General features: G+C 59.2%; 26 protein-coding genes and 1 pseudogene. 10 read left to right on the forward strand and 17 right to left on the reverse strand.

Features of this window, described 5'->3' with window-relative positions:
• Positions 1-269: 269 nt before the first annotated feature.
• The gene (locus HCK86_RS09255) at positions 270-1,451 is read right to left on the reverse strand and encodes an N-acetylmuramoyl-L-alanine amidase (RefSeq protein ID WP_246739519.1); all 1,182 of its coding nucleotides are present in this window, start codon (positions 1,449-1,451) and stop codon (positions 270-272) included.
• 780 nt (positions 1,452-2,231) lie between these two features.
• On the opposite strand from HCK86_RS09255, the gene HCK86_RS09260 reads away from it, so the two are divergent.
• On the forward strand, positions 2,232-5,093 hold the full coding sequence (locus tag HCK86_RS09260; RefSeq protein WP_176084166.1) for a ribonuclease E/G: 2,862 nt from the start codon (positions 2,232-2,234) through the stop codon (positions 5,091-5,093).
• Between the two features lie 78 nt (positions 5,094-5,171).
• On the opposite strand, the gene HCK86_RS09265 is transcribed toward HCK86_RS09260, so the two are convergent.
• Together HCK86_RS09265 and HCK86_RS09270 are read right to left on the reverse strand one after the other, a co-directional pair.
• A complete protein-coding gene (locus HCK86_RS09265) occupies positions 5,172-5,711 on the reverse strand; it encodes a GNAT family N-acetyltransferase (protein WP_176084167.1) in 540 nt (179 codons plus the stop codon).
• Positions 5,712-5,738: 27 nt separating this feature from the next.
• Positions 5,739-6,899: an aminotransferase class I/II-fold pyridoxal phosphate-dependent enzyme gene (locus tag HCK86_RS09270; RefSeq protein WP_176084168.1), complete on the reverse strand. Its 1,161-nt coding sequence runs from the start codon at positions 6,897-6,899 to the stop codon at positions 5,739-5,741.
• 216 nt (positions 6,900-7,115) lie between these two features.
• Here HCK86_RS09270 and HCK86_RS09275 point away from each other — a divergent pair, with 216 nt between their 5' ends.
• The 5 genes from HCK86_RS09275 to aat all read left to right on the forward strand — a co-directional run bounded on the left by HCK86_RS09275 (position 7,116) and on the right by aat (position 10,995).
• Positions 7,116-7,925, forward strand: a complete 810-nt coding sequence (locus HCK86_RS09275) for a DsbA family protein (RefSeq protein WP_176084169.1) — start codon at positions 7,116-7,118, stop codon at positions 7,923-7,925.
• A gap of 123 nt (positions 7,926-8,048) precedes the next feature.
• Entirely contained in the window at positions 8,049-8,486 is a 438-nt protein-coding gene (aroQ, locus tag HCK86_RS09280; RefSeq protein WP_176084170.1) for a type II 3-dehydroquinate dehydratase, read from the forward strand.
• 24 nt (positions 8,487-8,510) lie between these two features.
• Positions 8,511-8,984 (forward strand): acetyl-CoA carboxylase biotin carboxyl carrier protein, encoded by a 474-nt coding sequence (gene accB / locus HCK86_RS09285; RefSeq protein ID WP_176084171.1) that lies wholly within the window; start codon positions 8,511-8,513, stop codon positions 8,982-8,984.
• Between the two features lie 15 nt (positions 8,985-8,999).
• Positions 9,000-10,346: an acetyl-CoA carboxylase biotin carboxylase subunit gene (accC, locus tag HCK86_RS09290; protein WP_176084172.1), complete on the forward strand. Its 1,347-nt coding sequence runs from the start codon at positions 9,000-9,002 to the stop codon at positions 10,344-10,346.
• A gap of 34 nt (positions 10,347-10,380) precedes the next feature.
• Complete coding sequence (aat, locus tag HCK86_RS09295; RefSeq protein WP_176084173.1) at positions 10,381-10,995, forward strand: leucyl/phenylalanyl-tRNA--protein transferase; 615 nt, start codon at positions 10,381-10,383, stop codon at positions 10,993-10,995.
• Between the two features lie 32 nt (positions 10,996-11,027).
• Here aat and HCK86_RS09300 read toward each other — a convergent pair whose 3' ends face one another.
• The 6 genes from HCK86_RS09300 to gatB form a co-directional block, all read right to left on the reverse strand.
• Complete coding sequence (locus HCK86_RS09300) at positions 11,028-12,431, reverse strand: pectinesterase family protein (RefSeq protein ID WP_176084174.1); 1,404 nt, start codon at positions 12,429-12,431, stop codon at positions 11,028-11,030.
• 169 nt (positions 12,432-12,600) lie between these two features.
• Positions 12,601-13,017, reverse strand: a complete 417-nt coding sequence (locus tag HCK86_RS09305; protein ID WP_176084175.1) for a DUF2155 domain-containing protein — start codon at positions 13,015-13,017, stop codon at positions 12,601-12,603.
• 91 nt (positions 13,018-13,108) lie between these two features.
• Complete coding sequence (locus HCK86_RS09310) at positions 13,109-13,507, reverse strand: NADH:ubiquinone oxidoreductase subunit NDUFA12 (protein WP_176084176.1); 399 nt, start codon at positions 13,505-13,507, stop codon at positions 13,109-13,111.
• A 99-nt stretch (positions 13,508-13,606) separates the two neighbouring features.
• Positions 13,607-14,011: a GNAT family N-acetyltransferase gene (locus tag HCK86_RS09315; protein ID WP_210259863.1), complete on the reverse strand. Its 405-nt coding sequence runs from the start codon at positions 14,009-14,011 to the stop codon at positions 13,607-13,609.
• 49 nt (positions 14,012-14,060) lie between these two features.
• Positions 14,061-14,564 carry a GNAT family N-acetyltransferase gene (locus tag HCK86_RS09320; protein ID WP_176084178.1) on the reverse strand — a complete coding sequence of 168 codons (504 nt, stop codon included), beginning with the start codon at positions 14,562-14,564 and terminating at the stop codon, positions 14,061-14,063.
• Between the two features lie 3 nt (positions 14,565-14,567).
• The gene (gatB, locus tag HCK86_RS09325; protein ID WP_176084179.1) at positions 14,568-16,070 is read right to left on the reverse strand and encodes an Asp-tRNA(Asn)/Glu-tRNA(Gln) amidotransferase subunit GatB; all 1,503 of its coding nucleotides are present in this window, start codon (positions 16,068-16,070) and stop codon (positions 14,568-14,570) included.
• Between the two features lie 313 nt (positions 16,071-16,383).
• Here gatB and HCK86_RS09330 point away from each other — a divergent pair, with 313 nt between their 5' ends.
• The gene (locus tag HCK86_RS09330; RefSeq protein ID WP_141147562.1) at positions 16,384-16,641 is read left to right on the forward strand and encodes a YjhX family toxin; all 258 of its coding nucleotides are present in this window, start codon (positions 16,384-16,386) and stop codon (positions 16,639-16,641) included.
• Between the two features lie 16 nt (positions 16,642-16,657).
• On the forward strand, positions 16,658-17,413 hold the full coding sequence (locus tag HCK86_RS09335) for a 2-phosphosulfolactate phosphatase (protein ID WP_176084180.1): 756 nt from the start codon (positions 16,658-16,660) through the stop codon (positions 17,411-17,413).
• Between the two features lie 102 nt (positions 17,414-17,515).
• Here HCK86_RS09335 and HCK86_RS24290 read toward each other — a convergent pair whose 3' ends face one another.
• From HCK86_RS24290 to HCK86_RS09360, 5 genes are all read right to left on the reverse strand, one after another.
• A complete protein-coding gene (locus tag HCK86_RS24290; protein ID WP_176084181.1) occupies positions 17,516-18,241 on the reverse strand; it encodes a M23 family metallopeptidase in 726 nt (241 codons plus the stop codon).
• 726 nt (positions 18,242-18,967) lie between these two features.
• Positions 18,968-20,449 carry an Asp-tRNA(Asn)/Glu-tRNA(Gln) amidotransferase subunit GatA gene (gene gatA / locus HCK86_RS09345; protein WP_176084182.1) on the reverse strand — a complete coding sequence of 494 codons (1,482 nt, stop codon included), beginning with the start codon at positions 20,447-20,449 and terminating at the stop codon, positions 18,968-18,970.
• A 120-nt stretch (positions 20,450-20,569) separates the two neighbouring features.
• Positions 20,570-21,031, reverse strand: coding sequence for a GNAT family N-acetyltransferase (locus tag HCK86_RS09350; RefSeq protein ID WP_176084183.1), 462 nt, complete (start codon positions 21,029-21,031; stop codon positions 20,570-20,572).
• A gap of 3 nt (positions 21,032-21,034) precedes the next feature.
• Positions 21,035-21,322: an Asp-tRNA(Asn)/Glu-tRNA(Gln) amidotransferase subunit GatC gene (gatC, locus tag HCK86_RS09355; RefSeq protein WP_141147566.1), complete on the reverse strand. Its 288-nt coding sequence runs from the start codon at positions 21,320-21,322 to the stop codon at positions 21,035-21,037.
• Positions 21,323-21,394: 72 nt separating this feature from the next.
• Positions 21,395-22,099 (reverse strand): metal-dependent hydrolase, encoded by a 705-nt coding sequence (locus HCK86_RS09360; protein WP_176084184.1) that lies wholly within the window; start codon positions 22,097-22,099, stop codon positions 21,395-21,397.
• Positions 22,100-22,217: 118 nt separating this feature from the next.
• Here HCK86_RS09360 and ruvX point away from each other — a divergent pair, with 118 nt between their 5' ends.
• The gene (ruvX, locus tag HCK86_RS09365; protein WP_176084214.1) at positions 22,218-22,691 is read left to right on the forward strand and encodes a Holliday junction resolvase RuvX; all 474 of its coding nucleotides are present in this window, start codon (positions 22,218-22,220) and stop codon (positions 22,689-22,691) included.
• Here the strand turns inward: ruvX and HCK86_RS09370 are convergent.
• On the reverse strand, positions 22,678-22,917 hold the full coding sequence (locus HCK86_RS09370) for a hypothetical protein (RefSeq protein ID WP_176084185.1): 240 nt from the start codon (positions 22,915-22,917) through the stop codon (positions 22,678-22,680). The two genes, ruvX and HCK86_RS09370, sit on opposite strands and share 14 nt — an antisense overlap.
• Before the next feature lie 156 nt (positions 22,918-23,073).
• Between HCK86_RS09370 and HCK86_RS09375 the strand changes: the two genes are divergently transcribed.
• Positions 23,074-23,997 (forward strand): AEC family transporter, encoded by a 924-nt coding sequence (locus HCK86_RS09375; RefSeq protein WP_176084186.1) that lies wholly within the window; start codon positions 23,074-23,076, stop codon positions 23,995-23,997.
• Positions 23,998-23,999: 2 nt separating this feature from the next.
• Here HCK86_RS09375 and HCK86_RS09380 read toward each other — a convergent pair whose 3' ends face one another.
• Both HCK86_RS09380 and HCK86_RS09385 read right to left on the reverse strand, forming a co-directional pair.
• Positions 24,000-24,434, reverse strand: coding sequence for a VOC family protein (locus tag HCK86_RS09380; RefSeq protein WP_176084187.1), 435 nt, complete (start codon positions 24,432-24,434; stop codon positions 24,000-24,002).
• 134 nt (positions 24,435-24,568) lie between these two features.
• Positions 24,569-24,660: pseudogene (locus HCK86_RS09385) on the reverse strand (elongation factor Tu); the annotation flags it as partial.

Raw genomic sequence — 24,660 nt, forward strand, 5'->3', positions numbered from 1 at the left:
CCAGTCCGAAGAGATAACCAATGAATTTGAGTACACCCACTTTAGTCAATATCCTGTTCTTCGCCGCATCGCAGCCAGCATGCCCATTTCAGGCCAGGGCGTTTTTCTCGACGCCTGCAAATCATCGCGCAATAGCGCCGCTTCCTCGCGAAGGAAACACCTTACTGGCAATTTACGATGATTGTGGGCATTTTACGACGCCGGACAATAGTCATGATAGCAAGACGGTTCGATCTATTACCATTTGTTGCAATCTTGCGACTCCGTTCTCAACCACCAGACACAGTCGTTTCATGATATTGCTTGACGGCTTTTACCAGCCGATCGACCAGCAAGGCCCGCCAGGCCGGGTCCTGCATGCGCTTCTCATCATCCGGATTGGACAGAAAACCGATCTCCAGCAGAACCGAGGGAATATCGGGCGCCCGCAGCACCTGGAAGCCGGCATAGCGATGGGGATTGTTGATCAGCCCGATCTGGCCGTTGAACGAATCCACAATCTTGTCGGCAAAATCAATGGAAAAATTCTGTGTCTCGCGCCGCGTCAGGTCGAGCAGAATATCGGTCACCGCCTCCGGCTCATCCGTGCTGTGAATACCGGCAATGGAATCGGAAAGGTTCTCACGCTGCGCCATCGCGGCAGCCAGCTGGTCCGAGGCCGTGTCGGAGATCGTATAGACCGTGGCGCCCGAAATCTCAGGCTGCTGGGTGAGCGAATCGGCATGGAAGGAGACAAACAGGTCGGCGCCATGCTGACGGGCAATCTCGACGCGTTGCGACAGGGTCAGATATTCATCCTTATCGCGCGTCAAAACCGCATCATAGCCGCTTTCCTGTTTCAGACGGGTGGCGAAGGCTTTGGCAAAGGCCAGCGTGATCACCTTTTCCGGCGTGTGGGTGTCCTCCCCCATGGCACCATTATCGATGCCGCCGTGACCGGCATCCACGGCAACAAGAAAATCGTCATTGTCCCGGGGGATGATCGCCGGATCGCTGACGGTCGCGGAAGAAAGGGGTGCCGCACCCTCTCCCGTCTGCTTTGCCAGCTGATCAGCCATCAGCGCTGCGAACTGGTCATCGGTGATCATGGCGAAATCGACGACGAGACGATATCCGTCGGTTTCCGATTTGCGCACCTCGCCAAGGGTCATCTTGATGGCGCGCGCGCCGGTCAGCACGATCCGGGCACCGCCCTCCGGCGTCGAACCGTATCGGATGTCCGAGATCAGCCCGCGCGGACTGAGCGCACCATCCGGAAAGCCGAAGGCCGTCGGCGGCAGAGAAATGATCACCCGGTCGGGATTGGCGACATAGCGAAAGCTGAAGCTCGGCTCACGGTCGAAATCAACCACCAGTCGCGCGCGCGCGTCGTCACCGACAAGCAGCCCGTTATAGGCAATCAATGGCATGTCCTTGCTGGTATCCGAAGCCTCGGCGCGCGGCGCCTTCATGACAAATATCAAGCAAAGCAACGCCATCATCATCATGATAGCGCACACAGTGAAACCGCGTCCCATCTTGCCTGCAGCCATCACAGCTTCTCTGCCCTTGCCTTCGCCCATCATGTCCTTCGCAGATCATCTCACAAGGTCGGGAGATCGCCTTGTGATTGCATCGAATATTATTCGAAAATATCTACCTCTTGGCATGTTGCCATGCAGAAGGAAAGCGGCGATTTTCTGGCCGCGGCCTCATCCCTGGCCGGATTGAGCGCAATGTTTTCGTGAACTGCCTGTCAAACATTTCGGTCGACAGGCTTTTTTCTTGAAATTGTTGCGTGAAAAACATAGAAATGCAGATTAGGCGAAGCGTGTAGACGGGATAGGTCCGCGTAACGGCTGCCAGGAGACCAGCTCTGGCGCCATGAGTTGCGTGAGGACATCCGCCGTTAATCCATTCGCTGACTTGTGAATCTCCGCTTGCAGACGTCTCAAGCAAACAAGACGTTGCAGCGATAGCGTGCACCGCTCTTTACCGGGCAAATTCATCGGGTCCTGACGGACCTTGGCATTATTTTGAGTTCGATTGGTTCCTATGATCCCGACGCGCAATTTCCTCCAGGCACACGGAAGAGCCCCTGACAGGTCCTCCGTTCGCATGATCGAGAGACGCGTCCGTTACGAACCGTCGGAATTACATTCATCCGGCAGCAGAACACCCCGTATCGCCCGTCCGCCAGTTGGCGGCCCCCGGCGAAACTCTGATTCTGCCCGCCGAGGAGCTTTCCTTACATGGCAGACAAAATGCTTATCGACGCCTCCCACGAAGAGGAGACTCGCGTCGTTGTTGTACGTGGAAATCGGATAGAGGAATTCGACTTCGAATCGCAGCACAAGAAACAGCTGCGCGGCAACATTTATCTGGCGAAAGTCACGCGGGTTGAACCCTCGCTGCAGGCGGCCTTTGTTGACTATGGCGGAAACCGCCATGGCTTCCTCGCCTTTTCTGAAATCCATCCGGACTACTACCAGATTCCGCTTGCCGACCGTCAGGCCCTTCTCGAAGCCGACGAAGAGGACGATGACGATCTGGATAGCGGGCTGAGCGAGCCGGCCGAAGCCGCTGAACAGGCTGCCGAGGAGAAATCCGCCAAGCCGAAGCCGCGCACCCGCCGTGGACGCGGCAAGTCGAAGTCGGCCGTCAAGGCTGGTGACGAGGCGGCCACGGACGAAAAGGCCGAAACGGCCCAGGCTGCAGAAGCGGGCGAAGCCGATACCGGCAATGGCGAAGACGGCAATGACAACGGGCCGTCCCATATGGCTGCGGACGTTGATGCCGACATTGTTTCCGAAGATGTCGATGATGACGAGGCAGACCAGGTCGAATCCGTCGGCGCGGAAGACGCGCTGGAGGAATTGCCGGACCGCGCCAGCCGCAAGCCGCGCAAGCAGTACCGCATTCAGGAAGTCATCAAGCGCCGGCAGATCCTGCTGGTCCAGGTGGCCAAGGAAGAACGCGGCAACAAGGGCGCAGCGCTGACCACCTATCTGTCGCTTGCCGGCCGTTACTCGGTGCTGATGCCGAACACCGCGCGTGGCGGCGGAATTTCCCGCAAGATCACCAACCCTGCCGACCGCAAGCGGCTGAAGGAAGTCGCCAAGGGCCTCGAAGTGCCGAAGGGCATGGGCGTGATCCTGCGCACGGCCGGTGCCAACCGCACCAAGGCCGAGGTGAAGCGCGACTTCGAATATCTGATGCGCCTTTGGGAAAATGTCCGCTCCAAGACGCTGACATCGACCGCGCCCTGCCTCGTCTATGAGGAAGGCAGCCTAATCAAACGTTCGATCCGTGACCTTTACAACAAGGATATCAACGAGATCATCGTTTCCGGCGAGGAAGGCTATCGTGAAGCCAAAGACTTCATGAAGATGCTGATGCCGAGCCATGCCAAGGTTGTTCAGCCCTATCGCGACGTCCATCCGATCTACTCGCGCTCCGGCATTGAGGCACAGCTTGACCGCATGCTGCAGCCGCAGGTGACGCTGAAATCCGGCGGATATCTGATCATCAACCAGACGGAAGCGCTGGTGGCGATCGACGTCAACTCCGGACGCTCGACCCGCGAACATTCCATCGAGGACACAGCGCTGCAGACCAATCTGGAGGCAGCCGAAGAAGTGGCGCGCCAGCTGCGCCTGCGCGACCTTGCCGGCCTCGTGGTCATCGACTTCATCGACATGGAAGAAAAGCGCAACAACCGCGCCGTCGAGAAGCGTCTGAAGGATTGCCTGAAGAACGATCGCGCCCGCATTCAGGTTGGGCGGATCTCGCATTTCGGCCTTCTGGAAATGTCGCGCCAGCGCATTCGCGCCTCGGTGCTGGAATCGACCACGCAGGTCTGCTCGCATTGCGGCGGCACCGGTCACGTCCTGTCGCAGTCTTCTGTCGCCCTGCATGTTCTGCGCGGCATTGAGGAATATCTGCTGAAGAACACGACCCATGACATTACGGTCAAGACGACGCCAGATATCGCGCTTTATCTGCTGAACCAGAAGCGTCACTCGATCGTCGATTACGAAACCCGTTTCGGCCTTTCGATCAGCATCCAGGCGGAAGCAGACATCACCGGCCGTCACTTCGATATCGAACGCGGCGAGCCGGTCGAAACCCCGGTCAAGATTGAAGCCCTCTTCAACTTCGTGCCCGAGGAAGAAGAAGACGAGATCGTCATCGAGGCAGAGGTCGAGGAAGACGAGAGCACGACCGAAGCAGAGGCACCGCGCGACGACGAGAGCCGCGGCTCCAAGCGCAAGCGCCGCCGGCGTCGGCGTGGCGGTCGTGGCGGCCAGAACAATAGCGGTGAGACCGAAGGCCGTGAAACGACGCCTTCGAACAGCGAAGCCGCGGAAAATGCTGACGACAGCGACAGCGAACCGGAAGAAACAGCAGCCGAAGCCGGCACCGCTGATGCTGACGCCGACGACGCACCGAAGCGCAAGCGCCGGCGCGGCAAGCGTGGCGGACGCCGCAATCGCAGCGACGACGCGACTGGCCAGCAGGACGACAATGCATCAGACGTCGCTGACGAAACCGTCGCCGAAACCAGTGACGCTGCCGCTGAAGCAACAGACGCCAGCACTACCGAGGCATCAGCGCCGGTAGAGACAAGCGAAACGGCGCCGGCAGAAACGGCTGAAAAGCCGGATGCTGCAGAGACGCAGCCTGCAGCAGCAGAAACAGCTGCGGTGGAAGCGGCACCGGCAGAACAGGCGGCCGCTGCAAGCGAGGCACCGGCTGAAGAAGCGGCTCCGGCAAAGCCTGCCCGCCGCCGTCGCACGACCAAGAAGAAAGCTGCTGAAGCTGAGGCCGCTCCCGCTGAGGACGTCAAGGCGGAAGCGCCCGCAGCCGAAGCGCCTGCAGCCAAAGCGGAATCCGCCATCCCGGCCGAAGCCCCTGTTGCCGCCCCGGCTGCAACAGAAGTGGCAGAAACCCCGGCAGAGGAAACGGCAGCTGAGACTGAAACATCGGAAGCAACGCCCGCGCCGGCGACGGCTGCCAGCAGCGAACCGGTCGTCACATCGAGCTTCAACAATGATGATGACGAAGAAAAGAAGCCCAAGCGCGGCTGGTGGCAGCGCCGCGGTTTCTTCTGAGACCAGACCAAGTGTCAGACCTGAAAAACGCCGGCCTCAAAAGGGCCGGCGTTTTGCTGTCCGCATATCATCTCGGGATCATGGCCGCTGGCGTTCCATGATCAGGGCTGGATGGCCGAGATAGTCCCCCATGCCCATCTCGCGATATCCATTTTTCTCCGCCACCCGTATTGATGCCGCATGCTGCGGATCGAAGATGCAGACCGTCCGATCGGCCGAAAGATGCACATCCGCCCAGACCAGCGCCGCGGCAACGGCTTCGCTGGCAAGACCGCGCCCATGGACGGCAGGGATCAGGGTCCAGCCGATTTCCGGCCAGGCTTCGAGCGACGGTGTGATCTCGCGCTTGTTTGCGGAAAAGCCGACACCGCCGATGAAGGCGCCGCTTTCACGATCCTCGACCGCCCATGAGCCGAATCTCAGGGCTTTCCAGTGCCCGAAATAGCGCAGCAGCCGTTCCCAGCTCTGCGAACGCGGCTGCGGCGTGCCCGAGATGTAACGGACCACGGCCGGGTCCGCCCACATGGCCGCAAGATCCTCGAAATCATCCAGTCTGAAACCGCGCATACGGATCCGCGCGGTCAGGAGTTCGGGAACATTATCCGCTTCAGCCGTCATGACCCCTCCCTCTCATGGCCTTCCCCCTTATGGCTTGAGCCAGTTGCCGAGCCGCTGAATGGCCTCGACAATCTCGTCATAGGTACCAGCGTAAGACAGCCGCAGAAAGCGCCCGCCCTCCTCGGGATCGAAATCCGCCCCGGGCGTTACCGCCACATCAGCCCCGGCAAGGATGTTGCGGGCCAGCGCCATACTGTCATTGGAATAGCGGCTGCAATCGACATAGGCGTAGAAAGCCCCGTCCATGGGCGAGACAACCGGCAAGCCGATCTCAGGCAAGGCGTTCAGCAGAAAATCGCGGTTGGCGCGGTAACGGTCCCGGTAGATATCGAGCTGCGCGCGCGCGCCGAGGGCGGCTTCAGCCGCGACCTGCGACAGCTCCGGAGCGGAGATATAGAGGCTCTGGGCAATCTGCTCAACCGGGCGCACCATCGCCTCCGGCAGCACCATCCAGCCGACCCGCCACCCGGTCATGCAATAATATTTGGAGAAGGAATTGATGATCACCGCATTGTCGGTGACCGAAAGCGCCGAGGTTTCCTCCCCGGAAAAGACCAGTCCGTGATAGATCTCGTCGGAGATGAAAGCGGCATTTCGGGCATCGCACCAGTCGGCAATCGCCGTCAGCGCCGCCCGTCCGGTCACGGTTCCCGTCGGGTTTGCCGGGCTCGCCAGAAGCACGCCACGAATGGTCACACCATGCGCGCGTTCCGCTGCCTCCAGCCCTTGAGGGCTCAGGGTAAAGCCACTTTCCGCATCGGCAGCAACTTCAACCGGATTGAGGTTAAGAGCTTTCAGGATATTGCGGTAGGCGGGATAGCCCGGCTTGGCAATGGCGACGGCATCACCCGGATCGAACAGGGCCAGAAAAGCGAGATTGAAGCCTGCCGAAGATCCCGTTGTCACCGCAATGCGCGCCGGATCAACCGAAACGCCGATCCGGTCTTGGTAGTCCGCCGCAATGGCACGCTTCAGCGACGCAAGCCCGAAGGCATCGGTGTAGCCGACATGGCCGTGGGCAAGAGCGTCACGCGCCGCCTCAAGAGCGGCATCAGGGGCAGGAAAAGAGGGCTGACCGACGGCGAGAGAGATAACGGGGCGCCCCGCTGCCTTCATGCGATTGGCCTCCGCCAGTACATCCATGGCATGAAAGGGTTCGACTTGGCTGCGGCGTGAGGGGGAGATCATCTGTACTTCCTTGCGGGATTTCCGGATTATAGGCCTTCGATGAGGCATCGCTGCGGCAATCTCAACCACACAAAGACATTCTTCAATGCGTAATCATGTTGCAAAGGGCAGTTTATAGGACATAGCTATGGACATCGCCGCCTTTTTTGCACATTTCAAATCTAGGCACGGGGCGCTCTCGCATGGCTTCCCGCCGCGCGAAACCAAGGGGACAACATGGCTTCCAAGGGACTGACACTTGCAATAGCTGCGGTTTTCGCCACCGCAATCGCTTCGGCAGCAGCAACCACTGTGGCGATCTATCATTTCACGCCGCCGGCCCAGACCGCAGTGACCGAGACGCCCGACACCAGTCAGGGCGATTTTGGCCAGCGCGTCCATGATTATCTCGTCGCCAACCCGGAAGTGATGCTTGAGGTTCAGACTGCGCTTCAGCAAAAGCAGATGGCCGACGAGCAGGCTGCCGCCAAGGCAGCGCTGGTCGCCAACAAGGACAAGCTGCTGGAACCGGATCATGATGCCGTCTTCGGCAACAAGGACGGCGCCATCAATGTCATTGAGTTCTTTGACTATAATTGCGGCTATTGCCGTCGCGCCGTGCCGGATATGGACGGCATCATCGCTAAGAATGACGATGTTCGCTTTGTCCTGAAGGAAATTCCAGTTCTGGGCCCAGACTCGGAGGCGGCACAGAGGGTTTCCTATGCCATGCTGCGCGTTGCCCCCGACAAATACAGCGATTTCCACCACGCGCTGATGGAATCGGGCACCAAGGCAAATGAAGAAACCGCGATCGCAGTCGCCGCCTCGCTCGGCGTCGACGAAGCGACGATCCGCCAGGCGATGACGGATTACCCGGCCAAGGATGCACTTGATCCGCATTTCGCGCTCGCCCGCGCCATTGGCGTCACCGGAACGCCGGCCTATATTATCGGCGATACCCTGATCCAGGGCGCTGTCGGGGCTGACACACTGCAAAAAGCGATCGACAATGTCCGCAGCTGCGGCGACGCCAACTGCTCGTAAGCATAGCCTGGTTAAGGCGCTTTTTTAGAAATGTGCCTTAACCAAGCTGTTTTATGGCTTTTCTGGGGGCTTTTCCTCGTAGACGCGAACGTCTATAGGTGGAGCAAAAATCGGAATTGACGTATGACACGCAAGATTTACGTATTGAACGGCCCGAACCTCAATCTTCTGGGTCAGCGCGAGCCTGGCATATATGGCGCACTGACACTGGCCGATGTTGAGGCTGCCTGCCACAAGGAAGGCGACGCGCTTGGTTTTGAGATCGACTTCCGGCAATCCAATCACGAGGGTGTTCTCGTCGACTGGATCCACGAAGCGCATAGCGAAGCCGCAGGCGTTGCGTTCAATCCCGGCGCCTACGGACACACATCAATCGCACTGCATGATGCCATCAAGGCGGTCATTGTCCCCGTTGTTGAACTGCATATCTCCAATATTCACGCCCGTGAGGCCTTCCGGCACAAGAGCATGATCTCGCCGGCGGCGAAGGGCATGATCTGCGGCTTTGGCCTGGACAGCTACCTTCTGGCACTGCGTGCGCTCAAGACACTCACGGAATAAAAAGAACCAAGGAAAGACACCCCCATGGCTGATGAAAAGAAGGCAATCGACGCGACGCTCGTTCGCGAACTCGCAGTGATCCTGAAGGACACTGACCTGACCGAGATCGAGGTTGAGCAGGATGGCCTGCGTATTCGCGTCGGTCGCGACATTGTCGTCCAGCAGGCCCCGCAGCCGTTCGCCTATGCGGCGCCGCAGGCAGCGCCTGCTGCTGCTCCCGCTCCGGTCGCAGCCGCCGAACCTGCCAAGGCAGCGCCGAAGAATGAGAACGCGCTGAAGGCCCCGATGGTCGGCACGGTCTATCTGGCACCGGCGCCGGGCGCACGCCCCTTCATTGAAGTCGGCGCCAATGTCAAGGAAGGCCAGACGCTTCTCATCATCGAAGCCATGAAAACCATGAACCAGATCCCGGCGCCCAAGAGCGGCAAGATCGTCGAGATTCTGGTCGAAGACGCCCAGCCCGTCGAATATGGCGAGCCGCTGGTCGTTATCGAATAACGGGCGGCTGATCACATGTTCAACAAAATCCTCATCGCCAACCGTGGCGAAATCGCACTGCGCGTGCAGCGGGCCTGCAAGGAGCTCGGCATTGCCACCGTTGCGGTCCACTCCACGGCCGACGCGGATGCCATGCATGTCCGCCTGGCCGACGAAAGCGTCTGCATCGGCCCGCCCTCTTCGCGTGAAAGCTATCTCAATATCCACCAGATCGTCGCAGCCTGTGAAATCACCGGCGCCGATGCGGTGCATCCCGGCTATGGCTTTCTGTCTGAAAATGCCAAATTCGCCGAAATTCTTGAGGCGCATGGCATTACCTTCATCGGACCGACGTCAGAACATATCCGCCTGATGGGTGACAAGATCACCGCCAAGGCGACGGCGGAAGGCCTCGGCATTCCGGTCGTTCCGGGCTCCGGCGGCTCCGTCGACACCGACGAAGATGCAATCCGTGTTGCCGCTGAGATTGGCTATCCGGTGCTGATCAAGGCAACGGCTGGCGGCGGCGGTCGCGGTATGAAGCTTGCCCGCACGGAAGAAGATCTGCTCGAGGCCTATCGCACCGCGCGCGGCGAAGCGGGAGCCGCCTTCGGCAATGACAGCGTCTATATGGAAAAATATCTCGACACACCGCGCCATATCGAGGTGCAGGTGTTCGGCGATGGCGAAGGCGCGGCCGTGCATCTGGGCGAACGCGACTGCTCGCTGCAGCGCCGCCACCAGAAGGTCTGGGAAGAAGCCAATTCGCCCGCGCTCAATGTCGAACAGCGGATGAAGATCGGCGAGATCTGCGCTGAAGCCATGCGCAAGATGAAATATCGCGGCGCTGGCACCATCGAGTTTCTCTATGAAAAAGGCGAGTTCTATTTCATCGAAATGAACACCCGTCTGCAGGTGGAGCATCCGGTCACTGAAGCGATCACCGGTATTGACCTCGTGCACGAGCAGATCCGCGTTGCCGCCGGCAATGGCCTTTCGGTCACGCAGGACGAGATCAAGTTCTCCGGTCACGCGATCGAATGCCGCATCAATGCCGAGAACGCCCGCACCTTCGTTCCCTCGCCGGGCACGATCACGCATTTCCATGCGCCGGGTGGCCTTGGCGTGCGCGTCGATTCAGGCGCTTATCAGGGCTATAAAATTCCGCCCTATTATGACAGTCTGATCGGCAAGCTGATCGTTTATGGCCGCACCCGCGTCGAATGCATGATGCGGCTGAAGCGCGCACTGGACGAATTCGTCGTTGACGGGATCGACACGACCTTGCCGCTGTTTCAGGATCTGATTGCCAACCAGGATATCGCCAATGGCGATTACGACATTCACTGGCTGGAACACTATCTTGAAGACAAGGCGAAGTAGCCGGTCGGGATAACAGGGGCTCGATACGAAGGACATGGGAAGAAACGCAAAGGGCAGCGGCATTACGCCGGAACTGCTGCTGAATGCCTATAGCATAGGTCTTTTTCCCATGTCCGAATCGGCTGATGACCCAGAGCTTTTCTGGGTCGAGCCCGACATTCGCGGCATTATTCCGCTGGATGGATTGCATATCTCCCACAGCATGAAGAAGGCGATCCGCCGCCATCCCTTCGAGATCCGCTTCAATCATGATTTTGATTCGGTCATGCGCGCCTGCGCCGCACCGGCGCCAGACCGGCCGGAGACCTGGATCAACGCTGAAATCCTCTCGCTTTACAAGGGCCTGCACCAGATGGGTCACGCCCACAGTGTCGAAGCCTATGAGGATGGCGTTCTGGTGGGCGGGCTTTATGGCGTTTCGCTCAGATGCGCCTTTTTCGGCGAGAGCATGTTCTCCCGCCGGCCCAATGCCTCGAAAATCTGCCTCGTCCACCTGGTTGAGCGCCTGCGTGAAAACGGCTTCATGCTGCTCGACACCCAGTTCACCACCGAGCATCTGAAATCCATGGGCGCGATCGATATTCCCAAAGACGAATATATGACCATGCTCAACGCGGCTCTGGTCTGGCCGGACAAGCCGTTTCCGTGAGTGTCCGGGCGGCCGCTGCCGCCCGTCACGCCTTAGCTGTTGTTATATTCCGCCAGCCATGGCTCGGCCGGATCCGCTTCGGCGTAAGAAAGCCCTTCCGCTTGCAGCCAATCCTTGAGATAGCGGTGAAAATCGTCTGATGTGTACTGCACCGGACGGTATTTGCTGTTCCACAGCCCCGGAATGAACTCGCCATCAGCATTGCGGCTGCCGCCGCTCCAGTCGTCCCAGGGGGCTTTGGCGTCGATATGAGCACCGATCCGTGAATTCATCACCACGCATTTGCCAACCGCTTCCAGCACGTCGAGCGAGATCGTGCCGAGAGGCGGATGATCGAGTTCCGAGGTCTCGGCAAGCCGTGTGCGGTAGCCCTCGATATTCGGCGTGCCATAGGGCGTTGCACGCACGGTCTGGAACCATTGCCGGCCAAGGGCGAAAGTCCCTTTCAGTGCCGAAGCGCTGCCATCATGGGTGAAGTCGCAGTCGTTGAAGACGATGCCGTAGCGCGTGGCGATATTGGTCGACGGTGCCACAACATAGGTGTGGCCGACACGGCTGCCGAGCGAGCGGATTTCGCAGGCATCAAAGAAGGCCGTGGAGCGCCCGAAGATGAAATCGATATCGCCTTCCACCATGCAGTGGCTGTAGAAGGAGCGGACCGTATGCCCCGGCACACGGCTCTTGAAATAGAGCGTATCCTGAAAGCTCCTGAAGCCGACATTTTCGAAATGCACCCGGTCAGCATTGTGAATGAGCGCGGCAACCGCCTGATGCCAGCCGATGGCGAACTGGCCGCTGGCATTCTTCGGCCCGCCCTTGCCGTCCTCGCAATGGGAATTCACATCCGCGCGATCGGCATTATAGGCATTGTGAACGGTGAGGTTCTTCGCCTGAAAGCCATCATTCTCGACCCGCAGCACGGATGCATTCTCGGTCGAAAGACGCGGCAGCGCGGCATTGGCGCGGAAAATATCGGCAATCTCCGGCTCTAGCCCGTCAAAGACCGGACCGAAACGGCGGCCATAATCGGCTCCAGTCATGCCCTGATCGATGGCGATGCGAATGGAGGTCTTCTGCGCATCCGCATCCGCGCCGTAAAGCGTGATCGCCACAGGCTTGCCGTCGACGAACAGTTTCGGCACATAGACGAGTTCTTCATAGGTGCCCGGCTCGATCGCGATATAGGCACGCCCGGATATGGCGCCCGCTTTGGCCTTTTTTACCGCTTCGTTGACGGCCAGCTGAATGGTGGCAAGACCGCCCTCACCGACCCGGAAATCGGGTTCCACGGCGCTTTTCCCGGCCATGAAGGTGTCAGCCTTCGGATCCCACGGGTCAACGCGCTCGGCGCCCGCCCGCCCGGTATATTTCATCACTTCAAGATAGTGGTAGCGAAGCGCCTGCTCGTCAGTCAGGTGAGGCCGGGTTGAAGACATGGTTTCCTCCCATGGCGGAATGATGCGTGAGTTCTCTGGAAAGGGACAGAGCCGGAACCGGCGACCCAAAGTGCAGACTAGCATATCTGTTTTGAGAATGCTTGTCATGACCTGTCGCAAAGCCAGTGTTGCCGGCCAAGGCTCCCACGATCTGGGACGGTCTCAATGATCAGGGCTTGGGAATATCCGACTTTTCGGTGCAACCGGTCAGCCAGACGTCATAGATCGAATCCTGCACGGCATTGAGCGCCGGCGAATCAGCAAACATCCAGCCGGAGAAGATCCGGTCGACGTCCTGCTTCAGCGACACCTTGTCGACCTGAACGAAGGCATCGACACGCTGGGCCTCGGTATCATCCCGCGAATAGCAGACCCGCGGCGTGACCTGCAGACGGCCAAACTGCACCGTCTCGCCCACATAGGCGCTGAATGTGTATGTCCGTCCGGTGATCTTGTCGATACCGCCAAACACGGCGACGGGGTTCTCGATCTTCTCCGCCCTTGCCTCAGACAGCGGCAGAAACGCCGTCACAAGCGCCACCAGCGCGGCGCTTCCGGTAATAAACGAGGAACGAGAAACATTCATGCGAAGATCCTTGAACGACCAAGCGCGGCATCAGCCGCGCTTTATCATGCCTATCCGCACTTACATAACAAGCAAATGCGGCAAAATGCGATCAGCTGCCCGGCGTCCAGGCGTCGTAATCGCCCGTGACCTTGGGGCGCTCGCCGGCAGCGGCCAGCGATCCCGGCGGCAGGTAGGCTGTTGCCGTGCCGGTGCGGTTGGGAATATGCGGCTTCTGCCATTCACGCGGCTGATAATTGTCCTTCGTTGGCGGCGTATCGGTGCGGTGATGCATCCAGCCATGCCAGCCCGGAGGAATGGAGGACGCATCGGCGTAGCCCTTGTAGATGACCCAGCGCCGCGTCAGACCATAGGTCGACTTGCTGCCTTCATAATAGACATTGCCAAACTCATCTTCGCCGACCTTCTTGCCGAAGCGGCGGGTAAAGACGTCCGTCCCGATCGTCGAACCACTCCACCAGATGAACATCTTCGTCAGAAAACCAGCCATTGTCCTATCCTGTCGAAACTCGCACCGGCCAGACCGGCGCATGTCGAATGTCATGTTTTTATGGCGTCTTGCACCGGGCTTGTCCAGTGCTGCGCGATGCTATTTCAGCTTCATCTTGAAACCGAGATGCGACGGTGAGAAGCCGAGCCGCTCATAGAAGCGATGCGCATCGAGCCGCTTCGCATTCGACATCAGCTGCACCAGCCGGCAATCAAGCCGTTTTGCCTCGTCAATGGCGTAAGCCACCATCTTGCCGCCGATACCATGACCGCGCACATCCGAGCGCGTCTGCACGGCCTCAATGATCAGGCTCTTGCCGCCGCGCCCGGTCAGCGAGCGTGTCAGCATGGTCTGGAACGTGCCGACCACCGTGCCATCAAGTTCAGCGACATAAAGCGTCTCGTAGGGAGAGCTGGCAATATGATGAAAGGCGGCGCGGTAATCCGGCAGAGCCGCCGCATCGGTGGTATCGCCATGGCCGCCGAGATCATCTGCAGCAAACATGGCGATCAGCGCCGGAAGATCGTCTTCGCCCGCTTGGCGAATCAGCAGCTCAGGCACCCGGCAGCTCCTTCTCCATCACAATCGCCGGCAGACCGGAATTGCAGGAACCGCAATTTTCCGTCCGCCCGACCTCGGCAAAGCCATGGGCCAGATAGAAGGCGACGGCATTCGCATTTGCCGGTTCGACCTCTAGCCTCATCCGTCTGGCATGCGGAAAACAGGTCTCGATCTCGGCGAAGAGATCCCGGCCGATACCGTGGCGCTGATGATCGGGATGCACATAGAGCTGATGCAGCCAGACGAGATCGCCTTCCTTCGTATCAGCGGCAACGAAGGCCATGCCGCCGAGCATCTTGCCGTCATCGGCGACAAGGAACTCGCCATCCCGTCGCTGAAGCCGGGCTTGCAGCTTTTCCAGCGAGAACCAGTCATCGGTAATGGAAGCGACCTTTTTCGCCCCGTAGAGCGGGTCATAGGTCGCGTGCCAGGTGATGACCAGCAATTGCCTTACGGCTGGCAGATCGGCGGCTGTGGCTGTTCTGACGAAGAACAAGGCCTATTCCTCAACGCCGAGCTTTGCCTTGACCAGCGCCTGGACGGCCTGCGGATTGGCCTTGCCCTGGGATGCCTTCATCACCTGACCGACGAACCAGCCGGCGAGCGAAGGCTTGGCCTTGACCTTTTCGACCTGGGCCGGATTGGCAGCGATGATCTCGTCAACGATCTTCTCGATCGCACCGGTATCGGTCACCTGCTTCATGCCGCGTTCTTCAACGAGAACATGGGGATCGCCGCCTTCATTCCAGACGATCTCGAACAGGTCCTTGGCGATCTTGCCGGAAATGACACCGTCCTTGATGAGATCGATGATCGCGCCGAGCTGTTCGGGCGATACTGGCGTATCCTCGATATCGCGGCCAGCCTTGTTCAGCGCACCGAGCAGATCGTTGATGACCCAGTTGGCGGCAGCCTTGCCATCGCGCCCTTCGGCCAGATGTTCGAAATAATCGGACACCGCCTTGTCGGAGACAAGAACCGAGGCGTCATAAACGGAAAGGCCGAGATCCGCGACGAAGCGGGCCTTCTTGTCATCCGGCAGTTCCGGCAGATCAGCGGCAAGCGCTGCGACAAAGGCGTCGTCGAATTCCAGCGGCAGAAGATCGGGATCGGGGAAATAGCGATAGTCATGCGCATCTTCCTTGGAGCGCATGGAGCGGGTCTCGCCCTTTACCGGATCGAACAGGCGGGTTTCCTGATCAATCTCGCCGCCTTCTTCCAGAACATCGATCTGGCGCCGGGCTTCATATTCGATCGCCTGACCGACGAAGCGGATCGAATTGACATTCTTGATCTCGCAGCGCGTACCGAATTCGCCGCCCGGCTTGCGGACGGAGACGTTGACGTCGGCACGCATGGAACCTTCATCCATGTTGCCGTCGCAGGTTCCGAGGTAGCGCACGATGGTGCGCAGCTTGGTGAGATAGGCCTTGGCCTCGTCGGAAGAGCGCATATCGGGCTTGGAGACGATCTCCATCAGCGCCACGCCGGAGCGGTTGAGATCGACAAAGGACATGGCGGGATGCTGGTCATGCATCGACTTGCCGGCATCCTGTTCCAGATGCAGACGCTCGATGCCGATCTCGACATCCTCGAAATTGCCCTGACGGTCGGGGCCGAGCGAGATCATGATCTTGCCCTCGCCGACGATCGGATCCTTGTATTGCGAGATCTGATAGCCCTGCGGCAGATCGGGATAGAAATAGTTCTTGCGGTCAAAGATCGAACGGTTGTTGATCTGCGCCTTCAGGCCAAGACCGGTCCGTACCGCTTGTCTGACGCATTCCTCGTTGATGACCGGCAGCATGCCCGGCATCGCCGCATCGACCAGCGACACGTTGGAATTCGGCGCATTGCCGAACGTGGTCGAGGCGCCGGAAAACAGCTTCGAATTGGACAGAACCTGCGCATGCACCTCCAGGCCGATAATCACTTCCCAATCGCCGGTGGCGCCGGGAATCAGTCGTTTCGGATCAGGTGTGCGGGTGTCGACAATGCTCATCTTCGGCTTCTCAATTTCAATGGCAAATCCTTCTCCGTGAGGTAGAGCAATTGCGCCGCCGACGCAAGCCGTAGGCTTTGCCGTCAAACGCTTTCGCTTGACGAAAGGGACAACCGGGACTAGAAAAACCCATCCATTTTGGAGTGTTTATGTCCAGCTATAGGGAATCCCGCTAGGGGCCCTGCCGCTGCCGCGATTGACGCGGGTGCGCGCAGAGGCCGGAAACGAACCCCACCATGCATGACAGCATGCGCGGACCCAGTTTCCCTGTGCCTTCTTCTTTGGAAGAAGGCTGAGAGCGGATTTCACCACGATGGATATTTCCCGCGCCGAACAGCGCATTCTGCACCTGCTCGCCCAGGGCGGCAGGATCGAACTCATACGCACTGAAACCAATAAGATCGAAAAGGCCGAATGCTTCACCCGCGATGGCTGGCTCTATCCGGACCTCGATCTCATCCTGTTTCGTAAACTGAAGGCGAAACGGGCGATCCGCTCAAAAGACGGACGCCCCTACCAGATCACCGCCCGCGGGCTCGAACTGGTCAGAGCCGAACCGGACAACCGGTAATGAAGGAAGCACGGCCATGCCACAGACGATCCACTGCGAATGGGGCATGGCCGGACTTCAAGCCCTCAAGCCGCTCTGCAGCGTCATCATCATTGTCGACGTCCTGTCCTTCTCGACGGCCGTCGATATTGCCGTTGCCAGTGGCGCAACCGTCTTGCCGTTTCCACTCGGGGACCGTCGGGCTGCCGAGCAGGCCGCAGCCCGCGCCAATGCCGAGCTCGCCTATCCGCGGTCGGCACAGGGCGGCCAATACTCGCTCTCGCCCGCAAGCCTCGCGCGCATTCCCGCAGGAACCCGGCTGATGCTGCCCTCGCCCAACGGATCACGGCTCAGCTTTGCCGCAAGCGCCGAGCGCGCGGTGCTCTCCGGTGCATTACGCAACAGCAAGGCCGTTGCTGACGCCGCCCTGGCGCTGGCCAATGGCGGTGATATCGGCGTTATCCCCGCAGGTGAGATGTGGCCCGACGGCAGCCTTCGCCCGGCAATCGAGGACTGGCTCGGCGCTGGTGCCATCATCGCCGCGATGCAGGCGGCGCGCTCCAGCGAAGCCGCTCTTGCGGCTATGGCCTGGCACGCTGCCGAGACCGGTTTTCCCGGGATGATCCGCAATGCGCGATCCGGCATCGAGCTGTCACAGCGCGGATATGCGGGCGATATCGACATCGCCATCGAACATGACGCAAGCGACACAGCACCGGTGCTGATTGATGGCGCATTTCGAAGCGTGGCTGAATGCCGCCAACAGGCATCGCCGCATCCGGATCAGGCATAGCAGCCATGGACAGGACTGCCCGGATTCCGGCGGTAAGGCAAGATCCGGGCGGTGCCCGCCGCCGGCCTGCCATCACCCAAACCGCGCAGCGACGATTGCAGCTCAGCTCGCCCCGACCGTTTTCTCAAACCGCGCCAGCTGCGTGCCGGTCAGCGTGCCGTCGATGATGAAGTGGACCTTCATCGGATCAACGGCCTTGCCGCCGACAACAACTTCGTAGTGAAGATGCGGCCCGGTGGCCAGGCCGGATCGTCCGACATAGCCGATCACCTCACCCTGGCTGACCTTTGTGCCCACCTTGATATTGGCGGCGAATTTGCTCTGATGGCTATAGGAGGTCTGGTAGCCATTGCCGTGATCGATGACGATCTGGTTGCCGTCCTCGCCCTTGCGTCCCTTGAAGGAGACCACGCCATCAGCCGCAGCGAGAATGGGGGTGCCGGCAGGCGCCGACCAGTCAACGCCGGAATGCATGCGCGTATAGCCGAGAATGGGATGGCGCCGCATGCCGAATCCGGACGTCTTCTTGCCATCCGGTACGGGATTGCGCAGCAGATACTGACCGATCTTGTTGCCCTTGGCGTCGAAGAAGGCTGTCTTGCCGGAGGCCGGATCACGATAGCGGTAGAGCTTGACCTGATTTTTGCCAAGCGCGATAAGAAGGTCGAAGGACCGGGCCGAGGCGTTCAGATCATCGCCTGTGTCGGCAGAGGCATAGGCAAGCTTCAGGCGGTCATCCGGCCCCGCATTCGACTGAAGGTCGAGGTTACTATCCTGTTTGTGGACGAATTGCTGGAAAAGCTGGGTTTCACTGTTTCCGGTTGTCACGGTCGTACATCCGGTTACGGCCAGAAGGGCCGCACACATCAAAAAGGGTGCAGGTCTCAAAGTTTGTTATCTTCTATTCTGTTTCTTTGACGCCCTCTATCAAGTTGAAATCCGTGTTTTTTGTGAATTAAGACAACATGTCCAAGTGACAAAAATCGTCACATAGATTCTCTGAGCGCAATACAGGCACCGCTGCACAAAGAATACTTTGTTAAAAGTACCAACAAATGCTGAAAAAACCCATCACATCGACTTTGCCACGTTTCGTTCGGGCGCGAGACCGCGTTGCAATATTCAAATGATATCCGGAAGCAGGTCACTCTACATCGAGACATCAAGAACAAACGGGAGAAAGGCACACGGCGGGATTGCAGTGTAAATTCGGACTTACCGCAGATCACAAAGTTGCCGCAAAATCGACCATTCCGACCGGAGGCAGGCAAAGAAAAACGCCGGCTGCAGATGCAACCGGCGTCAGATTGCCGAGAAAGTCATTGGCTTGGGATGGAATAGCCGCCCCCTCCGTCGTCATCCCCGTGCTCGTCACGGGGATCCGTGCTCTTCAAAGCATTGTATTAAAAGAGTCTTTCGCCGTGCAGACGCACGGCATCTGGATATCTGCGTCAAGCACAGCTATGACGCCAGTGGGAATTGGCAAGCTTGCCAACAGGTTGATGCCGGCTGCAGATGCAACCGGCATTCCCAAATCAAGACTGGTAAAATCTGTTACCACCACTTGGACGGCATGAAACGTCCGGCAGCCTTTTCGATCACTGACGCCGTGCGGAACAGCGTTTCTTCCTCAAACGGCTTGCCGATCAGCTGCAGACCAAGCGGCAGGCCGCTCGCGTCGACACCGGCGGGAACAGAAATACCAGGCAGCCCGGCCATGTTCACCGTCACCGTGAAGATATCGTTCAGATACATCTTGACCGGATCTGCCGCCAGTGCCTCATCAGCGATACCGAATGCAGCCGACGGTGTCGCCGGCGTCAGAATGGCATCGACGCCTTCGTGGAAAACGGTTTCAAAGTCGCGCTTGATCAGCGTGCGAACCTTCTGGGCACGCAGATAATAGGCGTCGTAATAACCGGCAGAAAGGACATAGGTGCCGATCATGATACGGCGCTGCACTTCCTTGCCGAAACCTGCCGCGCGGGTGTTCTCGTACATCTCGGCAATGTCGCGGCCGGGCACGCGCAAGCCGTACTTCACCCCGTCATAACGCGCGAGGTTGGACGACGCTTCCGCCGGAGCAACAATGTAATAGGCGGGCAATGCGTATTTGGTATGCGGAAGCGAGATATCGACGATCTCGGCGCCGGCATCCTTCAGCATGGCAATACCCTTGGCCCAGAGCTTTTCGATATCCTCCGGCATGCCATCGACCCGGTATTCCTTCGGAATGCCGATCTTCATGCCCTTGACCGACTGGCCGATCGCAGCTTCATAATCAGGCACGGGCAGATCAACCGAGGTCGTATCCTTGTCATCGACGCTGGCCATTGACTTCAGCATGATCGCAGCATCACGGACATCACGGGCAATCGGGCCGGCCTGATCAAGCGACGAGGCAAAGGCGGCGACACCCCAGCGCGAGCAGCGGCCATAGGTCGGCTTGATGCCAACCGTGCCGGTGAAGGCAGCCGGCTGACGGATCGAGCCGCCGGTATCGGTTGCCGTGGCGCCAGCACAGAGATTGGCGGCAACGGCTGCGGCAGAGCCGCCCGAAGAGCCGCCGGGCACCAGGTTCTGGTTCGAGCCATTGGCGCGCCAAGGATTGATCACCGGACCGTAAAAGGAGGTCTCATTGGAGGAGCCCATGGCGAACTCGTCCATATTGAGCTTGCCGAGCATCACCGCGCCGTCGTTCCACAGGTTCTGCGTGACGGTTGATTCGTAGCGCGGCTTGAAGCCATCGAGAATATGAGACGCAGCCTGGGTGTGAACGCCTTCGGTGGCAAACAGATCCTTGATGCCGAGCGGAACACCCTCCAGCGCACCGGCCTTGCCCGCGGCAATGCGCACGTCCGAGGCCTTCGCCATGTCGCGCGCCTTCTCCGGCGTGACCGCGACATAGGCGTTGAAGGTCGCATTATAGGCATCGATCGCCGCGATATAAGCTTCGGTCAGCTCAAGAGCTTTGATTTCCTTTGCCGCAAGCTTCTCGCGCGCCTCGGCGATGGTCAGGCTGGTCAGATCGGTCATGGGTGTCACTTCAAATTAGGCCGGGAACACGCCCGCTGACTGAATATCAACGGTCGCATCCCATCATGTTGTTTTTACGCAATTACCGACGAAAACCGGTTCCTGCTATCCCGAAAGGCCTCAAAGCGCCTTCTTGAAATAGACGGAATGCTTTGACGGCGCATGGTCGAGGATCTTCTCAGAGCGCTGAAAGCCCTCTTTTTCATAAAAGGCGATCGCATCATCATATTTCGCGCCGGTCACGACAACCAGTTCTCGAAACCCTTCAGACATCGCCAGCGCACTGATATGACGCAGGACAGCCTTGCCGATCCCGTGCTTGCGGAACTTCGGCTCGGTATACATGCGCTTGATTTCGGCGATACCGTTCTTGTGGCGGACCAGCGAACCGCAGGCCACAGCCTCATTGTTGACACGGGCGACAAATGTCGTCGTATCCGGCGCGGTCATGTCGGCAACCGACATCTGATAGTCGATCACGTCATTCGTTGACATGCCGGCGAGCGAAACCTTGAGTTCCGTGAAAAGCGCGCGCAGATCCTCCTGATGCGGGCTTTCGATATCAATCTTTGTCTGTACCATCCCTCACTCCACAACCTTGGGCACTAGAAAGAAGTTCCTCTCCGATTCCGGGGCATTGGCAACGATGTCTTCGGCCTTGTTGCCGTCGGAGACGACATCTTCGCGCTTTTTCATGGCCATCGGTGTGACCGAGGTCATGGGCTCCACGCCTTCCACATCAACTTCGCCAAGCTGTTCGACAAAGCCCAGGATTGCGTTCAGCTCGCCGGTCATACGTTCGGCAGCTTCGTCATTGACGGCAATACGGGCCAGGCGTGCAACACGTTTGACGGTCGCGGTGTCTACGGACATGAATTCTCTCCGGATCGTGGTTTCCCTGAACGCTATAAAGGGCGTCGCCGCCCTTCGCAACGGGGCATTTCGTCAGAAGGAGACGCTCTCTCCCGGTTTTATCGCCTGAACTTCGGCACGCGCCCCCTCCATACCAGCGATAAACTTTTCCGCCGTCTGGTCAATAATGGGGAAAGTGCCGTAATGACAGGGCATTACGGTATCGAAGTTGAAATAACGCTGGCAGGCAAGCGCCGCAACCGCGCCGCCCATCGTGAATCGGTCACCGATCGGCACCAGACCGATCGATGGCGCATGAAGTTCATTGATCAGCGCCATGTCGGAGAAGATATCGGTATCGCCCATATGATAGAGCGTCGGCTCGTCATCGATATGCAGCATCAATCCGTTGGGATTGCCAAGCGCATGCGACACGCCATCTTCGGTGAGGAAAGCGGACGAATGAAAGGCATTGGTGAAGGTGACGGTGAAGCCATCGAACCCGACCGTGCCGCCGGTATTGCCTGCCTCGATCCGGCTGAGTCCTTTGGTGCCGAGCCAGGCGGCAAGATCGGCATTTGCCAGCACGACGGCGCCACTCTCCTTGGCAATGTCAACCGTATCGCCAATATGGTCACCATGGCCGTGGGTCAGCAGGATATGGGTCACGCCCGCCGTCGCAGCCTTGAAATCCTGCCCGGCAAAAGACGGGTTTCCAGTCAGAAACGGATCCATCAGGATCGTGGCACCGGCAATTTCGATGCGGAATGCGGCATGGCCAAGCCAGGTAACCTTCATGGGATGTCTCCTTCGGCAGTGAATTTGTGTTTATTCCTCTCTATTATGAAGGTAACAACTCGCACCACCAATTTCCACGCCAGCGGGCGGCGATGATGAAAAAATGGAAGATACAGTCATGACCGTGCTGACCATCGAGGACTTGGCTGAAACGCTTTCCCCGCCCGCCGTGATCGCCGGTCTCGACCTTGGCACAAAGACGATCGGCCTTGCCGTCTCGGATCTCGGCTGGCGGCTTGCCAATCCGCGCCCGGTCATTCGCCGGGTAAAATTCACCATCGATGCCGAAAATCTGCTGACCGCAGCCGCCAGGGACTCGGTCCGGGCCTTCATCATCGGTCTGCCGATGAATATGGACGGCTCAGCCGGCCCGCGGGTACAGGCAACGAAGGCCTTCGTGCGCAATATGGCCGAAAAGACCGATATTCCCTTCGTGTTCTGGGACGAGCGGCTTTCAACGGTGGCGGCTGAGCGGGCTTTGCTGGAAATGGACGTCTCGCGGCAGAAACGCGCCGAGCGAATCGATTCGGCGGCGGCATCGTTCATTCTGCAGGGCGCGCTGGACCGCCTGAGTGCGCTTAACCGCGGCTGAAAACGGTGCTTGGCCGGCGCTCCGTCGGCGGTACATCCGGCGGCAGGGCGCGACCGCCCTCGGCCATGACATGGCGTGCGACACGACCAAGACCACCCTGAAGCAGAAAATCGGCAACGACGACAAAGCCCATGACGGATGCGCTGATATAAAGATCCACCGGCACGGTCGCGAAAAACACGCCCGTCAGCATCATGTAGTCTTTTTTGCTCCCGGCAACCGCCATCAAACGCACTCCATTCTCAAAACCTGTGGCGGTGTTAACGCTGTCAGGCAAGCCCCCTTCTACAACAGTGGTTAAAATCACGCAAACAAAACCGATCGCATTGCAGCGGGACCAAACGCCGCGTAAGCAGAAACAGCCTCAAGACCGGAGCCGTCCATGCTGATCATCTTCGAAAGCGTCCTGCCGATCTTTCTCACCGTTGCCCTGGGCGTGGTGCTGAAACGTATCCCGATCTTCGATGACGGCTTCTGGCGCGGTCTCAATCAGCTTGGATATTATGTGCTGTTTCCGGCCCTGCTCTTCACCACCCTGTCACGGGCCGATTTTTCCGCGCTCTCCGCCTCCGGTATCGGCTGGAGTGCGATCCTCAGCGTCCTCGTGATCTCGGCGCTCTCGCTGTTTCTCTGGCTACCGCTGAAGCGCGCCGGCGTCCCCGCCCCTGCCTTCACCTCGCTGTTTCAGACGTCAACACGCTGGAATGGCTTCATGGCGCTGGCCATTGCCGACAAGCTGGCCGGTCTCAACGGCATGGCGGTCATCGCGCTGGTCATGGCCGTCAATATCATTCCGCTCAACATCCTCAATGTCGGCGTTCTGGTATGGTTTTCCGGCGAGAACCGCGATGTTCGCGCGATGATCAGAAAGGTCATCAGCAATCCGCTGATCATCGGCGCCCTGGCGGGCATCCTGTTCAATGCCCTTTCCATTCCCGTCTATGAACCGATCTTCGTGACGCTCGATCTCGTCGCCCGCGCAGCGCTTGGCATGGGCCTCATCCTCGTCGGCGCAGGCCTTGTCCTTGCCGATGCGCTGAAGCCGCGCCCCATGGTGCTTTTGGCCTCGATCATCAAGCTGATCATCTTCCCGATCGTCATATTCGCCCTTGGACGCGCATTCGGTGTCACCGGCGTGCCGCTGACCATGCTGGTGCTCGGCGCCGGCGTCCCGACGGCCATGAACGGCTATGTTCTGGCCCGCCAACTCGGAGGCGATGCGCGGCTCTACTCCGCCGTGGTCACCGTGCAGACCGCGCTTTCCTTCTTCACCCTGCCGCTTGCGCTGATGTGGCTTACGGGCTGATCCTAGCGGATATGCCGGCCCGGAACGGCCGCAACCAGTTCGACCGTGTTTCCATCCGGATCCCGCGTGAACAATCCGCGCCAGCCGGCCCAGTCAAAATCCTGAAAGCGCGCCTCATAGCCGTGCTTTTCCAGCCATGTGGCCGCGTTGGTCTGCTCCTCATGGGGCAAGCTCAGCGCCACATGATGAAGCGAGGACCGCGCGCCGGTTTCGACGTCCTCGGCAAGATCCTCGAAGAGCGCCAGCACAGCCACATGACCGCCGAAACTTTCGCCCAGCCGGTAGAAGACAATCCCCGAGCGGTGATCCCGCCCCGCATCGCCACTCAGTCTTTCAAGACCGAGAACGAGCCCGTAAAACTCCTGCATGGCCGCAAAGTCCTTGCAGCGTATGGCAATCTCCCCCAGCGCCCGCGGCGCAAATCCCCGTCCTGGCATGTCTCCCCCCTCCCGGGCTTCGACGCCCGATGATGCATCGCTTCGGGCATGATCCGTCAAAGCATGCCCTGATGGCAACGAAAAACCCCGCCGGTCGCCCGGCGGGGTTGAGAAAATCCTGATGGATCAGAAGATTACTTGATGATCGAGGCGACGATGCCGGCGCCGACGGTGCGGCCACCTTCGCGGATAGCGAAGCGCAGCTTTTCTTCCATCGCGATCGGAA

This window comes from Martelella sp. HB161492, assembly GCF_013184775.1.
Lineage (GTDB): Bacteria > Pseudomonadota > Alphaproteobacteria > Rhizobiales > Rhizobiaceae > Martelella.

Excerpts from the sequence above, each read along its gene's own strand:
- HCK86_RS09300 (WP_176084174.1), bottom strand. The coding sequence starts at position 12,431 with ATGTCTTCAACCCGGCCTCACCTGACTGACGAGCAGGCGCTTCGCTAC.
- HCK86_RS09370 (WP_176084185.1), bottom strand. The coding sequence starts at position 22,917 with ATGGCGGTTGCCGGGAGCAAAAAAGACTACATGATGCTGACGGGCGTG.
- gatA (WP_176084182.1), bottom strand. The coding sequence starts at position 20,449 with ATGACCGATCTGACCAGCCTGACCATCGCCGAGGCGCGCGAGAAGCTT.
- HCK86_RS09310 (WP_176084176.1), bottom strand. The coding sequence starts at position 13,507 with ATGGCTGGTTTTCTGACGAAGATGTTCATCTGGTGGAGTGGTTCGACG.
- aat (WP_176084173.1), top strand. The coding sequence starts at position 10,381 with ATGGGAAGAAACGCAAAGGGCAGCGGCATTACGCCGGAACTGCTGCTG.
- HCK86_RS09255 (WP_246739519.1), bottom strand. The coding sequence starts at position 1,451 with ATGAAGGCGCCGCGCGCCGAGGCTTCGGATACCAGCAAGGACATGCCA.
- accB (WP_176084171.1), top strand. The coding sequence starts at position 8,511 with ATGGCTGATGAAAAGAAGGCAATCGACGCGACGCTCGTTCGCGAACTC.
- HCK86_RS09375 (WP_176084186.1), top strand. The coding sequence starts at position 23,074 with ATGCTGATCATCTTCGAAAGCGTCCTGCCGATCTTTCTCACCGTTGCC.
- HCK86_RS09350 (WP_176084183.1), bottom strand. The coding sequence starts at position 21,031 with ATGGTACAGACAAAGATTGATATCGAAAGCCCGCATCAGGAGGATCTG.
- HCK86_RS09305 (WP_176084175.1), bottom strand. The coding sequence starts at position 13,017 with ATGAATGTTTCTCGTTCCTCGTTTATTACCGGAAGCGCCGCGCTGGTG.
- HCK86_RS09380 (WP_176084187.1), bottom strand. The coding sequence starts at position 24,434 with ATGCCAGGACGGGGATTTGCGCCGCGGGCGCTGGGGGAGATTGCCATA.
- HCK86_RS09330 (WP_141147562.1), top strand. The coding sequence starts at position 16,384 with ATGGATATTTCCCGCGCCGAACAGCGCATTCTGCACCTGCTCGCCCAG.
- gatB (WP_176084179.1), bottom strand. The coding sequence starts at position 16,070 with ATGAGCATTGTCGACACCCGCACACCTGATCCGAAACGACTGATTCCC.
- accC (WP_176084172.1), top strand. The coding sequence starts at position 9,000 with ATGTTCAACAAAATCCTCATCGCCAACCGTGGCGAAATCGCACTGCGC.
- HCK86_RS09335 (WP_176084180.1), top strand. The coding sequence starts at position 16,658 with ATGCCACAGACGATCCACTGCGAATGGGGCATGGCCGGACTTCAAGCC.
- gatC (WP_141147566.1), bottom strand. The coding sequence starts at position 21,322 with ATGTCCGTAGACACCGCGACCGTCAAACGTGTTGCACGCCTGGCCCGT.
- HCK86_RS09315 (WP_210259863.1), bottom strand. The coding sequence starts at position 14,011 with ATGTTTGCTGCAGATGATCTCGGCGGCCATGGCGATACCACCGATGCG.
- HCK86_RS09275 (WP_176084169.1), top strand. The coding sequence starts at position 7,116 with ATGGCTTCCAAGGGACTGACACTTGCAATAGCTGCGGTTTTCGCCACC.
- HCK86_RS09270 (WP_176084168.1), bottom strand. The coding sequence starts at position 6,899 with ATGATCTCCCCCTCACGCCGCAGCCAAGTCGAACCCTTTCATGCCATG.
- HCK86_RS09265 (WP_176084167.1), bottom strand. The coding sequence starts at position 5,711 with ATGACGGCTGAAGCGGATAATGTTCCCGAACTCCTGACCGCGCGGATC.
- ruvX (WP_176084214.1), top strand. The coding sequence starts at position 22,218 with ATGACCGTGCTGACCATCGAGGACTTGGCTGAAACGCTTTCCCCGCCC.
- aroQ (WP_176084170.1), top strand. The coding sequence starts at position 8,049 with ATGACACGCAAGATTTACGTATTGAACGGCCCGAACCTCAATCTTCTG.
- HCK86_RS09260 (WP_176084166.1), top strand. The coding sequence starts at position 2,232 with ATGGCAGACAAAATGCTTATCGACGCCTCCCACGAAGAGGAGACTCGC.
- HCK86_RS09360 (WP_176084184.1), bottom strand. The coding sequence starts at position 22,099 with ATGAAGGTTACCTGGCTTGGCCATGCCGCATTCCGCATCGAAATTGCC.